General features: G+C 59.8%; 11 protein-coding genes. 5 read left to right on the plus strand and 6 right to left on the minus strand.

Annotation, left to right across the window (positions count from 1 at the left end; all coding sequences use genetic code 11):
* Positions 1-9: 9 nt before the first annotated feature.
* From M5G26_RS07150 to M5G26_RS07160, 3 genes are all read right to left on the minus strand, one after another.
* The gene (locus M5G26_RS07150; RefSeq protein WP_273914846.1) at positions 10-1,635 is read right to left on the minus strand and encodes a methyl-accepting chemotaxis protein; all 1,626 of its coding nucleotides are present in this window, start codon (positions 1,633-1,635) and stop codon (positions 10-12) included.
* A gap of 290 nt (positions 1,636-1,925) precedes the next feature.
* Positions 1,926-3,065, minus strand: coding sequence for a glycerate kinase (locus M5G26_RS07155; RefSeq protein WP_273914847.1), 1,140 nt, complete (start codon positions 3,063-3,065; stop codon positions 1,926-1,928).
* 161 nt (positions 3,066-3,226) lie between these two features.
* Entirely contained in the window at positions 3,227-4,348 is a 1,122-nt protein-coding gene (locus M5G26_RS07160; RefSeq protein ID WP_095050898.1) for a sugar diacid recognition domain-containing protein, read from the minus strand.
* Positions 4,349-4,519: 171 nt separating this feature from the next.
* Here M5G26_RS07160 and M5G26_RS07165 point away from each other — a divergent pair, with 171 nt between their 5' ends.
* Positions 4,520-5,830: an MFS transporter gene (locus tag M5G26_RS07165; protein ID WP_134177374.1), complete on the plus strand. Its 1,311-nt coding sequence runs from the start codon at positions 4,520-4,522 to the stop codon at positions 5,828-5,830.
* Positions 5,831-6,029: 199 nt separating this feature from the next.
* On the opposite strand, the gene M5G26_RS07170 is transcribed toward M5G26_RS07165, so the two are convergent.
* Positions 6,030-6,452, minus strand: a complete 423-nt coding sequence (locus tag M5G26_RS07170) for a hypothetical protein (RefSeq protein WP_273914848.1) — start codon at positions 6,450-6,452, stop codon at positions 6,030-6,032.
* 98 nt (positions 6,453-6,550) lie between these two features.
* Here M5G26_RS07170 and M5G26_RS07175 point away from each other — a divergent pair, with 98 nt between their 5' ends.
* From M5G26_RS07175 to rarD, 3 genes are all read left to right on the plus strand, one after another.
* Entirely contained in the window at positions 6,551-7,450 is a 900-nt protein-coding gene (locus M5G26_RS07175) for a LysR family transcriptional regulator (protein ID WP_273914849.1), read from the plus strand.
* A gap of 68 nt (positions 7,451-7,518) precedes the next feature.
* The gene (locus tag M5G26_RS07180) at positions 7,519-8,532 is read left to right on the plus strand and encodes an aldo/keto reductase (RefSeq protein ID WP_122599926.1); all 1,014 of its coding nucleotides are present in this window, start codon (positions 7,519-7,521) and stop codon (positions 8,530-8,532) included.
* A gap of 209 nt (positions 8,533-8,741) precedes the next feature.
* Complete coding sequence (rarD, locus tag M5G26_RS07185; RefSeq protein ID WP_273914850.1) at positions 8,742-9,623, plus strand: EamA family transporter RarD; 882 nt, start codon at positions 8,742-8,744, stop codon at positions 9,621-9,623.
* Between the two features lie 160 nt (positions 9,624-9,783).
* On the opposite strand, the gene hppD is transcribed toward rarD, so the two are convergent.
* Together hppD and M5G26_RS07195 are read right to left on the minus strand one after the other, a co-directional pair.
* Positions 9,784-10,860 carry a 4-hydroxyphenylpyruvate dioxygenase gene (gene hppD, locus M5G26_RS07190; RefSeq protein ID WP_007912211.1) on the minus strand — a complete coding sequence of 359 codons (1,077 nt, stop codon included), beginning with the start codon at positions 10,858-10,860 and terminating at the stop codon, positions 9,784-9,786.
* Between the two features lie 245 nt (positions 10,861-11,105).
* A complete protein-coding gene (locus M5G26_RS07195) occupies positions 11,106-12,053 on the minus strand; it encodes a DMT family transporter (RefSeq protein ID WP_273914851.1) in 948 nt (315 codons plus the stop codon).
* A 78-nt stretch (positions 12,054-12,131) separates the two neighbouring features.
* Between M5G26_RS07195 and M5G26_RS07200 the strand changes: the two genes are divergently transcribed.
* The gene (locus tag M5G26_RS07200; RefSeq protein WP_273914852.1) at positions 12,132-13,001 is read left to right on the plus strand and encodes a LysR family transcriptional regulator; all 870 of its coding nucleotides are present in this window, start codon (positions 12,132-12,134) and stop codon (positions 12,999-13,001) included.
* Positions 13,002-13,033: the final 32 nt, after the last annotated feature.

The raw sequence follows: 13,033 nt of genomic DNA on the forward strand, positions 1-13,033 counted from the left end.
CACCGTATCTCAAATCACGAAACGCGCCACCATGGCGTTCAAATCCACCGCCAGACGCGACAGTTCGTGGGTCGCGGCGCTGGTCTGATTGGCCCCAGCGGCGGATTGCGTGGCCAGGTCGCGGATGTTGACCAGGTTGCGGTCGACCTCGCGCGAGACTTGCGCCTGCTCTTCCGAAGCACTGGCGATGACCAGGTTGCGCTCGTTGATCTGATGGATCGACTGGGTGATCTGCTCCAGCGCCACACCGGCGGCGCGGGCCATTTCCAGGGTGGTCTGGGTGCGCTGGTTGCTTTGCTGCATCGACGAAACCGCTTCGCCGGTACCGTTCTGGATGCCGGCGACCATTTTTTCGATTTCCTGGGTCGACTGCGCGGTGCGATGGGCCAATGCCCGCACCTCGTCTGCGACCACGGCAAAACCGCGCCCGGCCTCACCGGCGCGCGCCGCTTCGATGGCCGCGTTGAGTGCCAGCAGGTTGGTCTGTTCGGCGATGGCGCGGATCACGTCGAGCACTTTGCCGATGTCGCGGCCCTGTGCGGCTAGGCCTTCGATCATGTGCGCGGTGTTCTGCACGTCGTGGGTCATGGTCTGGATCGCGTCGACGGTTTTCACCACTTGATCGCGACCTTCGCGAGCGGCGTGGGTCGACTGGTTCGAGGCTTCCGAGGTCGACACAGCGTTGCGCGCGACTTCTTCGACGGCGGCGGTCATCTCGTTGACGGCGGTGGCGGCTTGCTCGATTTCGTTGTTCTGCTGCTGCAGGCCACGGGAAGCTTCTTCGGTTACCGCGCTGAGTTCTTCGGCAGCAGCGCCCAGTTGCGTGGCAGAGCCGGCGATCTGCTCGATGGTTTTGCGCAAGTTGCTCTGCATCGCTGCGAGCGCTTCGAGCAGGCGGGCCGGTTCGTCTTTGCCATCGACTTCGATGACTTTGGTGAGGTTGCCGTCAGCAATGGTTTGCGCGGCCTGCACGGCACGGTTCAGCGGCGTGACGATGCTGCGGGTCAGCAGCCAGGCCAGTAGCACGGTGGCCAGCGCCGCCACCACGGCAACAATAATGATCCCGGTGATGGCGCTGTCGTAGTGTTCACCGGCCTGGATCGACGCAGCTTTAGCGTCAGCGGCGTTGATCGCGATCAGCTTGTTGAGCTGTTCGCCCATCTGGTCGGTGCCGTCCTTGATCCGCGTGTTGATCAGGGCGCGCATCTCGTCGAGTTTGTCCTGGCGCGACAGCTCCATCATCTGATTCTGCGCTTGCAGGTAGTTGTCCAGCGTGGTCGCAAAGGTCTGGTACAACGCCCGTTCTTCCGGGCCGGCCGGCAATGCGGCGTAACGGGCCTGAGCGGCGCGAACCTTGTCGACCAGAACGCCGATGCGGGTCTGCGCTTCCTGCAACCCGGCCGCTTCGCGATTGACCAGCACGCGGAACGACAGAATTCGCAGACGCAGGACGTTTTCTGTCACTACGGCAAGTTGCGTCACGCTGGGAAGTTGCGTCGAATCCATCTCGACGGAGGCCTGCCGGATGATCGACATGCGGTTGACAGCGAACACGCCGAGCACGATCACCAGCAAGGCGATAAAGGCAAAACCGAGGAAGGCACGGGGCGCGATATTCAGGTTACGCAGGGACATAGTTGAGCTCTCGGAAGATAGAAACTACGAGCGTCCATGCGTCATCACTGGCCCGAGGGGGGGCGGGTCCAGTCCGGCGTCACTGTTTTAGGAAGTTATGTGCGCGCCTGTTAGCTGTATCGGCCAGGCTTTAGGAAGATTGCGGGTCAAGAGCAACTATTTTTCAGAGTGTTACAGCAATGAAACACAGTTTTTGTTTTGTGTAGGAGCTGTCGAGTGGAACGAGGCTGCGATCTTTTGACGTTTAAAAGCAGCATCAAAAGATCACAGCCTTCGGCAACTGATCAGGCTCAGCGTTTGATAGCGAGCTGCCAGACGCGGGCGATGTCCGTCGCGCGTTCACGCAGCAGGCGCGGCGCTTCGGCGCAGGCCTGTTCCAGGGACATCGGGCCGCTGGTCACAGCGAATGCCGCATCGATGCCGTGATCGTAAAGCGCTTGATAACCCTCGCCCAATGTCCCGGCGATGACAATCACTGGCACGGCGTGTTGCTTGGCAATCCGTGCGACACCGAACGGCGTCTTGCCGCGCAAGGTCTGCGCATCGAAGCGCCCTTCCCCGGTGATCACCAGATCGGCACCTTTGACCGCTTCGGCGAGGCCGACCAGTTCGGCAACCACTTCCACCCCGGCCTGAAATTGCGCCCCGAGAAACGCTTTGGCGGCAAAACCCAAACCGCCCGCCGCGCCACTGCCCGGCTCGTCACGAACGTCTTTGCCCAGAGCCTGCGCGCACAGCTCGGCGAAGTGGCCCAACGCCTGATCGAGTTGCTGCACCTGCGCCGGCGAGGCGCCTTTCTGCGGGCCGAAAATCGCCGAGGCACCGTGCGGGCCGCACAGCGGGTTGTTCACGTCAGCGGCGATATCGAAGCGCACCTGCGCCAGACGCGGGTCGAGTTCGCTCAGGTCCAAGCGTGCCAGTTGCGCTAGGGCTAAGCCGCCGGGCACCAGCGACTGATGTTGCGCATCGAGCAATTTCACGCCCAACGCCTGCATCGCCCCGGCGCCACCATCGTTGGTCGCACTGCCGCCAATCGCCAGAATCACCCGTTGCGCGCCGGCATCCAGCGCGGCGCGAATCAATTCGCCGGTGCCGAAGGTGCTGCTGATGCAAGCATCGCGTTGCCCCAGCGGTACCAATTGCAGGCCACTGGCTTCAGCCATTTCGATAATTGCCGTGTGGTTGTGCGGCAACCAGCCCCACGCGGCGTCGACGGGAGTGCCCAAAGGGCCGCGCACACGGGTGCGGCGCAGTTCACCTTCGCAGGCGGCGAGGATCGATTCGACCGTGCCTTCGCCGCCGTCAGCCATTGGGCATTTGACCAAGGTCGCGCGCGGCCAGACCTGAGCGAGGCCGAGGGCAATGGCTTCAGCGACGCCTTGGGCACTGAGGCTGTCCTTGAACGAATCGGGGGCGATGACGATCTTCATGGGAATTCTCCGGTTGCAATGCCCCTCATGCTGCCAGTCGGCCTGCGCATTGACGCCTGTCCGCTGCACAAGTGGCGGGGGCGTTTATTGTTCATTTTCACAAAGACAGGGAAAGTGGCGGTGAATGTTCGGCCGCCATCGCTGGCGGCCTCAAAATCACCTCATGCTGACAGATCTGTCTGGGGTAATAGCTGCACCCCAAGATACAGCGCCAACATCCCGTCCAGCCGCAACGGATCAACCCCACTCAGTTCAGCAATCCGCTCCATCCGATAACGCAAACTGTTGCGATGAATCCCCAACGCATCCGCACAGGCCTGACTCTGCCCGTCGTGTTCACACCAACTGCGCAACGTCGCCAGCAACTGGCCGTTGCCGTCCTTGGCGATCACTTTACGCAGTGGTTTGAGCAATTCGTCCAGCGCGTCGTCATTGCGATGGCGCCACAACATCACCGGCAATCGATAGCGGTTCAGCGTCAACAAACGCGAGTGCGGCAACACTTCCCGACCATAGGCAAGCAAGTCGCCGACCCGTCGATAACAACGGCGCAACCCGGCGAGTCCATCCGCCTGCCCGCCCACGGCAATACGCAGAATCTTCCAGCCCAGGCCATCGAGCTTCTCCAGCAGGCGATCATGCTCGACGTTTTGACTCGCCGGCCGGCACCACAGCAGCGATGACTTCGCCGAACTCACGCACCAGCTATCGGGATAACGCGAAGTCAGCCAGGCACTCAGCGCCTCGACGGTTTGCCCCGGCCCATGTTCAAGGCCCAGCTCGAACAGGTACGGCACCCGCGTCAATTGCGGTTTGAGTCCAAGCTGCTGCGCTTCATCGACCAGACGCGGCGAGTCCCCCGCCTCGCTCAACAGCAACGCCAGCAGATCATCACAGCGCTGGCGCCGCCATTGCTGCTCGGCCTGTTGATTGCGCTGGCCGACGAGCATTTCGGCGGTCATGCGTACCAGTTCGGCGTACGTGCGCAACTGCTCCGGCTCACCGGTGATGCCGAGCACACCGATCAAGCGCTGATCGAGCAACAGCGGCAGATTGATCCCGGGCTGCACGCCTTTCAAATGCACCGCCGTTTGCGCGTCGATCTCGACCACGCGACCGTTGGCCAGCACCAGTTGCGCGCCTTCGTGACGGGTGTTGATGCGCTCCGGTTCACCGCTGCCGAGGATCAGCCCCTGGCTGTCCATGACATTGACGTTGTAGGGCAAAATGGCCATGGCCCGGTCGACGATATCCTGGGCGAGGTCGTGATCGAGTTCGAACATAGCAGCGGCAATCCTCAATTTCTGGCACTGGCGGTTGTTCACCCGCACAGGGTCTGGCGGCAAACCCTGTGCTCAGGCACAAAGACAATCCGGCCAAAGGTGACCGAGACTCTCGGGGCGATCAACGTTACCCTTTGCATCGCAAAAAATCATAATAAAGAGAGAGCCGCTATGTCGCAGAGCGCCGCAGCTACCCAGACCATCGTTGACGATAAAAATGCCGTCTACAAACGCATCACCCTGCGTTTGATTCCCTTCATCTTCATCTGCTACTTGTTCAACTACCTCGACCGGGTCAACGTTGGATTTGCCAAACTGCAGATGCTCGACGCGCTGAAATTCAGCGAAACCGTGTACGGCCTCGGTGCCGGTATCTTCTTCATCGGCTACGTGCTGTGCGGCGTGCCGAGCAATCTGGCGCTGACCCGATTCGGCCCACGGCGCTGGATCGCGGTGATGATGATCACTTGGGGCACGCTGTCGACCTGCCTGTTGTTCGTCACCACCCCGACCGAGTTCTACACCCTGCGGCTGTTCACCGGTGCGGCTGAAGCCGGGTTCTTCCCGGGCGTTGTTTTGTACCTCTCGCAGTGGTTCCCGACCTTCCGCCGTGGCCGGATCATGGCGTTGTTCATGTCGGCGATCCCGGTGTCCGGATTGCTGGGCAGCCCGTTCTCTGGCTGGATTCTCAATCACTTCGCCGCAGGGCAAGGTGGGTTGGCCGGCTGGCAGTGGATGTTTCTGCTGCAAGGCATTCCGACGGTGATCCTCGGCGCCCTCGCCTATTTCCTGCTGAGCGACAGCTTCGCCAACGCCAAGTGGCTGAGCCCGCATGAGCGTGCGGTGCTTGAGGCGGATCAGGCCGAAGATTTGGCGAACAAACCGAAAACCACGTCCGACTCGCTGCTGGCGGTGTTCAAGAACCCGGCGATCTGGGCGTTTGGCCTGATCTACTTCTGCATCCAGAGCGGCGTGTACGCGATCAACTTCTGGCTGCCGTCGATCATCAAGAACCTTGGCTTCAGCGATAACCTGGTGATCGGTTGGTTGAGTGCGATTCCGTATCTGCTGGCGGCGGTGTTCATGCTGGTGGTCGGGCGTTCGGCGGACTTGCGCAAGGAACGTCGCTGGCACTTGGTGGTGCCGATGCTGATGGGCGCGATCGGTCTGGTGATTGCGGTGAATTTCGCGGCCAACCCGGCCATTGCGATTCTGGGTTTGACCATTGCCACCATGGGCGCGCTGACCGGCCTGCCGATGTTCTGGCCAGTGCCGACGGCCATGTTGAGCGCCGGGGCTGCGGCCGGTGGTCTGGCGTTGATCAACTCGATGGGGCAGATGGCTGGGTTCCTGAGCCCTTATCTGGTGGGTTGGGTCAAGGACAGCACGGGGTCGACCGATGCGGCGTTGTATTTGCTGGCGGGGGTGATTGTTGGCGGGAGTCTGCTGGCGTTGCGCATGACGCGGACGTTGCGGGCTTGAGGTTTTGATGCACGGAAGAACGGCCCTTTTTTCAGGGCCGTTTTTTATTGGGGGTTCGGCTTGGGTTTTGTGGTGTTCTGGAGATCTTTTCCCCCTCACCCCAGCCCTCTCCCCCTGGGGGGGCGAGGGGGAAAGGGAGCCGATTTTGGTGCTTTCAAGATTTGAGTTCGACTCGGTATTGCACGTCGGTGTACCTCGCTCAAACACCGCGGTCAGTCCCCTCTCCCTTCGGGCGGTCCGACGTTTCGGGAGGGTTAGGGTGAGGGGCTTCTAATGCGTCCAGCTCAATCACCAGTCCACCCGGCATCTGCACAAAAATCTGCGCAATCCCCTCACCCGGCACCTGCGCCAGTTGATACGGCAATCCACTGTCACGCACCCGCCGCAACACCGTTTCCGCCGGCTCATCGGTACGAAAAGCGATGTGGCTCAATTCCGTGTCATCCGGCAACGGCCGCTCAATCACATGCACCACGGCGTGTTCATCCTGATACAGCCACCGCCCGGGAAACGGAAACGGCGGTCGCCGGCCCGGCTTCAGCCCGAGCAACTTGGCGAAGTCGTCCTGCAAAGCCTGGCCGTCAGCGGTATTGAAGGCCAGGTGATCGAATGTCCAGGTCATGCGCCTCTCCTGCGATTGTTGATTGATTGCAGTATCTGCCCTTGCCAATCGCTGAAAAATCCCGCAAAAACGCAAAGATCTTTAAAGGATTTTTAGCAATGAGCTCAATTCTCGATCTGGAGATCTTCGTCCGTGTCGCCGATGCCGGCAGCATTTCCGCCGCTGCTCGCGCGCTGGAGCTGACGCCAGCCGCCGCCAGTATCGCGTTGAAACGCCTGGAAACCCGCCTCGGTATCCGTTTGTTCGCACGCTCCACCCGCAGTATTCGTCTGACTGAAGAAGGTCGGCGTTATCTTGAAAGCGTGCGCCTGGCACTGGCGGCGCTGGCCGAGGGCGAACAGGCAATCAAGCAGCAAAACGAAGGCCTGAGCGGCGTGTTGCAACTGGCCGCGCCGTCGGACTTCGGGCGCAACGTGTTGTTGCCATGGCTCGACGATTTCAAGCGTGAACATCCGAACATTCAACTGCAATTATTGCTTAACGACCGGCATGCCGATCTGTTTCGCGAGACCGTCGATGTAGCGCTGCGCTTTGGCGTACCGAGCGACTCGACGCTGGTAGCGTTGCCGATTCTGCCGCAACACCGCCGCGTCGCCTGCGCCAGCCCTGACTATCTGGCACGCCATGGCACCCCGCAACATCCCGGTGAATTAAGCGAGCACAGCGCCCTGCTCTATCTACGCAATGGCCGCCCCTACAACAGCTGGCGTTTCAGCCGCGGCGATGAAACGCTGGAAGTGGGAGTCCACGGCGACTACTTAAGCGACGACGGCGAAGTCGCCCGCCGCTGGGCGCTGGCCGGGCATGGTATTGCTTACAAGGCTTGGCTCGATATCGCCGAAGACGTGCAAGCCGGACGGTTGGTGACGTTGTTTGAAGATTGGGACGGGGAAACTGCGCCGTTCAATTTGCTGTGTCCGCATCGGGTGCAGGTGTCGGAACGAGTCAGGGTGTTGCAGGTGTTTTTGCAAAAGCGGTGCGCAGGATTGAGCCAATAATTCACTTTGCCGCATCGCACGCTTCTGGTATTTGATTAACCCTTTCCCACCGACAAAAGGATTTCGGCATGAGCTTTCGCACACTCGGTCACTCAGGGTTGCAGGTGTCCACCCTCACCCTCGGCACGATGATGTTTGGCGAGCAGACCAGCGCCGAGGATTCGCTGCGCATCATCGACAAGGCCTGGGATCAGGGAATCAATTTCATCGACACTGCCGACGTCTACACCAACGGCCGTTCCGAAGAGATCGTCGGTGAAGCGATTGCCCGGCATCGGCATGAATGGGTGCTGGCGACCAAGGTCGGTTTCGGCCCGGTGGACGGTGTGCCGAATCGCAGCGGTTTGAGTCGCAAACACATCTTCAATGGCATCGATGCCAGCCTGACCCGGCTCGGCACTGACTATCTCGACATCTATTACCTGCACCGCGAAGACCACAACACACCGCTGGAAGTGAGCGTGTCGGCAATTGGCGATCTGATTCGTCAGGGCAAGATTCGTTATTGGGGCTTGTCGAACTACCGCGGCTGGCGGATTGCCGAGGTGATTCGCATTGCCGACAACCTTGGCGTTGATCGCCCGGTGATCAGCCAGCCGTTGTACAACATCGTCAACCGTCAGGCCGAGACCGAACAGATCACGGCCGCGCAAACCTATGGCCTTGGCGTGGTGCCTTACAGCCCGCTGGCCCGTGGCGTACTCAGTGGCAAATACGCGCCGGACGTTCAACCGGACGCCAACAGCCGCGCGGGGCGTCAGGACAAGCGCATTCTGGAAACCGAGTGGCGCGTGGAGTCGCTGCGCATTGCCCAGCAGATTCAGCAGTACACCGAGCAACGCGGGGTCGGCATGGTCGAGTTTGCGATTGCCTGGGTGTTGAACAACAGTGCCGTGACGTCGGCGATTGTCGGGCCGCGCACTGAGGCGCAGTGGGATGCCTACAGCAAAGCGCAGGCGGTGAAGATCACGCCGGAGGATGAGGCGTTTATCGATTCGCTGGTGACACCGGGGCACTCATCGACGCCGGGGTTCAACGATGTGAGTCATTTTGTGTCGGGGCGTAAACCGCGTCAGGCCTGAAAGCATCGCTGGCAAGCCAGCTCCCACAATGTTTTGTATTGAAACGCAAGCTATCGTTCAACAAGGAACCTGTGGGAGCTGGCTTGCCAGCGATCGCCATTCCACACATCAATGATGTGTTGGAAATAATGAGCATCCGGCCAATATTCAGCACAAAAACCACGTATCCTTCGCCCCCCCCCGTTTGACCATCAACCCGCGAGGACAGTTTGTCTAAAGGTATCGCTCTATCGGTTTCAGCCTCGGTGCTGTTTGCCGTCATGTATTACTACACTTCGTTGCTCACGCCGTTGAGCGGCGTGGAGATCTTTGGCTGGCGAATGCTGCTGACCGTACCGTGCATGACCATGTTCATGCTGGTGTCCGGGGAATGGCGGCGGGTGCTGGAGCTGGTTCGGTTGATGGCGGCAAAACCGAAATTGATCGCTGGCCTGATCGTTTCGGCGGCCCTGCTCGGTGTGCAACTGTGGCTGTTCATGTGGGCGCCGCTCAACGGCTACAGCCTCGACGTCTCGCTGGGCTATTTCCTGCTGCCGCTGGCGATGGTGCTGACCGGGCGGATTGCCTACGGCGAGAGCCTGTCGTACCTGCAAAAAATCGCCGTGTTTTTCGCCAGCCTGGGCGTGCTCAATGAGCTGTATCAGGTGGGTGGATTTTCCTGGGCGACACTGGTGGTTGTGGTTGGCTACCCGTTGTACTTCGTGCTGCGCAAATACCTGAAGACTGACAATCTGGGCGGATTGTGGGTCGACATGACCCTGATGCTGCCCGTCGCCTGGTGGTTTGTGCAGGGTGGCGAGCAAGGTTTCGGCGTGTTCGATCAGTACCCGGGGTTGCTGTGGCTGATTCCGTTGCTGGGGTTGATCAGTGCATCGGCGCTGGTGGTGTACATCATTGCCAGTCGCTTGCTGCCGTTCAGTCTGTTTGGTTTGTTGAGTTATGTTGAGCCGGTGCTGTTGCTCGGCGTGGCGTTGTTGCTCGGTGAGAGCATCAAGTCCGGGGAGTGGCTGACGTATATTCCGATCTGGCTGGCGGTTTTGGTGCTGGTCTTCGAAGGCTTCAAACACCTGATGCGCCAACGCCGTCCTTGAAAGCAAAAGATCACAGCCTGCGGCAGCTCCTACATTTGGAATGCGTTTTTCCTGTAGGAGCTGCCGCAGGCTCGGGCCGCGAGCGGACGATCTTTTGATCTTGAAAAAAATCCCGGCACTGCATCTCTGCAGGCCGGGATTTTTTCATTTCAGTGGCCGATTACTCGGTGGCAAGCACACCGCGACGCACCTGGTCACGCTCGATCGATTCGAACAAGGCCTTGAAGTTGCCTTCGCCGAAACCATCATCGCCTTTACGCTGGATGAACTCGAAGAACACCGGGCCCATCAGGGTTTCCGAGAAAATCTGCAGCAGCAGGCGCTTGTCGCCCTGCTCCGAGGCGCCGTCGAGGAGAATGCCGCGCGATTGCAGCTGATCAACCGGTTCGCCGTGATTCGGCAGACGACCTTCGAGCATTTCGTAGTAAGTGTCTGGCGGCGCGGTCATGAAGCGCATGCCGATCTTCTTCAACTGATCCCAGGTTTTGATCAGGTCGTCGGTGAGGAACGCAACGTGCTGGATGCCCTCACCGTTGAACTGCATCAGGAACTCTTCGATCTGGCCCGCGCCCTTCGACGACTCTTCGTTCAGCGGGATGCGGATCATGCCGTCCGGTGCGGTCATCGCTTTGGAGGTCAGGCCGGTGTATTCGCCCTTGATGTCGAAGTAACGGATCTCGCGGAAGTTGAACAGCTTCTCGTAGAAGTTCGCCCAGTAGGCCATGCGACCGCGATACACGTTGTGGGTCAGGTGGTCGATGATCTTCAGGCCGGCACCGACCGGGTTGCGATCAACGCCTTCGATAAACACGAAATCGATGTCGTAGATCGAGCTGCCTTCGCCGAAACGATCGATCAGGTACAACGGCGCGCCGCCAATGCCTTTGATCGCCGGCAGGTTCAGCTCCATCGGGCCGGTTTCGATGTGGATCGGCTGAGCGCCGAGTTCCAGTGCGCGGTTGTAAGCTTTTTGCGAATCCTTGACGCGGAACGCCATGCCGCAAACCGAAGGGCCGTGCTCAGCCGCGAAGTATGAAGCGACGCTGTTAGGTTCGTTGTTGAGGATCAGATTGATCGCGCCCTGACGGTACAAGTGCACGTTCTTGGAACGGTGGGTGGCGACTTTGGTGAAGCCCATGATCTCGAAGATCGGCTCCAGGGTGCCCGGCACCGGCGATGCGAGCTCGATGAATTCAAAGCCCATCAGGCCCATTGGGTTTTCGTATAAATCTGCCATGGTGGCGCCTCATCATTTCTTATCAATTAACCAGGGTTATTTGTCAGTCATGCGAGGTCGGTGGGTGGCGCGCAGGAGATGCCACGCACACTGCGGGCGAGGAAGTCACCGTAGATCAGTTGAAACCCGAATATCTTCATTGTCGACCCAAGGCTCTTGCGGGCGAGGCTTCTGCTGCCAGAAGACGATTATTATTGTATGCGTAACCCGATTCTACACAGCGTAAATAGGCTTGTCTGCTCTCTCTATAAAATCCGCTTTTTTGCGCCCGCTGCAAGGGCTTTGTTGCACAGGTAGATGCCGCCCAGGATCAGCGCACCACCGAGGCACATGGCCGGCGTCAGTTGTTCGCCCAACAGCAACGCGCCAAGGATGACCGCCGTTAACGGGTTGAGCGCGATAAACACGCCGCTGCGCGTCGCGCCGATTTTACGCAGGCCATCGTAGTAGCCGATGTAGGCCAGGGCCGAGCCGAGGACGCCGAGGTAGATCAGACTCAGCCATTGCGGCAGGCCGAGGTTATTCAGCGCCTGCCAGCTCACCTCGCCGCGTACAACCGCGACAATCCACAACATGACCGTGCCGATCAGGATCGAGAACGTCACGGTCTGCACCGGTCCCAGCGTCTGATTCAATTCACGGGAAAACAACGAGTAAACACCCCAGCCCAGCACACAGCCGAGAATCAATAGATCGCCGATCCATGCATCAGGTGCTGCCGCCAGTAATTGCGGATTGCGACTGACGATCACCAGACCGGCGCCGACAATGCAGGTGGCGATGCCGGCGACTTTCATCCGGCCCAGGCGTTCTTTGAACAACCACCACGAGGCGAGACCGATCACCGCCGGGTTCAACGCGACAATCAACGAGGCGCGCGAGGCGTTGATGTATTGCAGACCGTAAAAGAAGCACAGGTTGTAGAAGAAAATCCCGAAGAATCCCAACAGCATCAGTTGCAGCCACTGCCGTGGGGTCGGCCGCGCCAAGGGGATCCGCGCCAGCCACAAAAAACCGAGCAACGCTGCACTGGCCAGGCAGAAACGCAGGCTGGCCGCGAACATCGGACTCAGGCTGCCGGCCAGAAAGCGTCCGGCGACGAAGGTCCCGCCCCAGATCATGGTGACCACCGCCAGAGTCAGGTAAACGGGTATTTCGGATGATGTTGTGTGCAGTTGTTCGACGTTGCGCATGACGCTCCAGACCCGGGAATGCGAGGAATGCCGTATCATCCACCTCATTACCTGTCATCGTAAAATGAGCAAATACTCATGACCCTCACCCAACTGGAAATCTTCTCGCTGGTCGCCGAACTGCGCGGTTTTACCCTCGCCGCGCATCGGCTGGGGATTTCGCAGTCGGCGGTGTCCCATGCGATGAAGGCGCTGGAGCAGGAACTGGGGGTCGAGCTGCTGCGTCGACATCAATCGTCAGTGGAGCTCAGCGATATCGGCGAGCAACTGTTGCTGCGCGCCCGCGCCATGCTCGGTCTGGCCAACACCTTGCGTCAGGAAGCCGCCGATGCGCGCGGTATGAAAAGCGGCACCTTGCGCATCGGCTCGTTCGGGCCAACTTCGTCGATCAAACTGTTGCCCAATATTTTGCGGCGTTATCGAGAGGCGCATCCGGGCATCGAGGTGCATATCGATGAAGGCCCGGACCGTCAAGTGACTCAATGGCTGGAAGAGCGCCGGATCGACATCGGTTTCGTGGTGCTGCCCGAAGAGCGCTTCGACACATTCGCTTTGATCGAAGACCAGATGGTTGCCCTGCTCCCAGTGGATCATCCCCTGGCAGCGCGCTCCGGATTGAGCCTCAAGGAATTGTGCGACGCCCCATTCGTGCTGACCGAGGCCGGTTCTTCGGAACTCGTCTCGCGGCTGTTCATGGCCGCGCGTTTGCAACCGAACATTCGCTATCGCTGCTCGCAACTGCTCAGCACCCTCGACACGGTCAGCCGTGGCGATGCCATCACGATTGTCGCCGAAGGGTCATTGCCGGACGAAGCCTCACCTCGCTACGTGAAGAAGCCATTGCTGCCCGTTGTACAGCGTCAGATCGGGCTTGCCGTCCTCGATCAGCGCCAGTCGTCCCCTGCCACCCTGGCCTTTATCGAGTTGGCGACGCGGATGAAGTACTGATAAGCGGCGCAAGCGCCTTCCGCCTTCTATTC

Origin of the sequence: Pseudomonas sp. TNT2022 ID642, from assembly GCF_028656995.1 — a bacterium.
Lineage (GTDB): Bacteria > Pseudomonadota > Gammaproteobacteria > Pseudomonadales > Pseudomonadaceae > Aquipseudomonas.

Coding starts and splice junctions, on each gene's coding strand:
- M5G26_RS07150 (WP_273914846.1), bottom strand. CDS start 1,635: ATGTCCCTGCGTAACCTGAATATCGCGCCCCGTGCCTTCCTCGGTTTT.
- M5G26_RS07155 (WP_273914847.1), bottom strand. CDS start 3,065: ATGAAGATCGTCATCGCCCCCGATTCGTTCAAGGACAGCCTCAGTGCC.
- M5G26_RS07160 (WP_095050898.1), bottom strand. CDS start 4,348: ATGTTCGAACTCGATCACGACCTCGCCCAGGATATCGTCGACCGGGCC.
- M5G26_RS07165 (WP_134177374.1), top strand. CDS start 4,520: ATGTCGCAGAGCGCCGCAGCTACCCAGACCATCGTTGACGATAAAAAT.
- M5G26_RS07170 (WP_273914848.1), bottom strand. CDS start 6,452: ATGACCTGGACATTCGATCACCTGGCCTTCAATACCGCTGACGGCCAG.
- M5G26_RS07175 (WP_273914849.1), top strand. CDS start 6,551: ATGAGCTCAATTCTCGATCTGGAGATCTTCGTCCGTGTCGCCGATGCC.
- M5G26_RS07180 (WP_122599926.1), top strand. CDS start 7,519: ATGAGCTTTCGCACACTCGGTCACTCAGGGTTGCAGGTGTCCACCCTC.
- hppD (WP_007912211.1), bottom strand. CDS start 10,860: ATGGCAGATTTATACGAAAACCCAATGGGCCTGATGGGCTTTGAATTC.
- M5G26_RS07195 (WP_273914851.1), bottom strand. CDS start 12,053: ATGCGCAACGTCGAACAACTGCACACAACATCATCCGAAATACCCGTT.
- M5G26_RS07200 (WP_273914852.1), top strand. CDS start 12,132: ATGACCCTCACCCAACTGGAAATCTTCTCGCTGGTCGCCGAACTGCGC.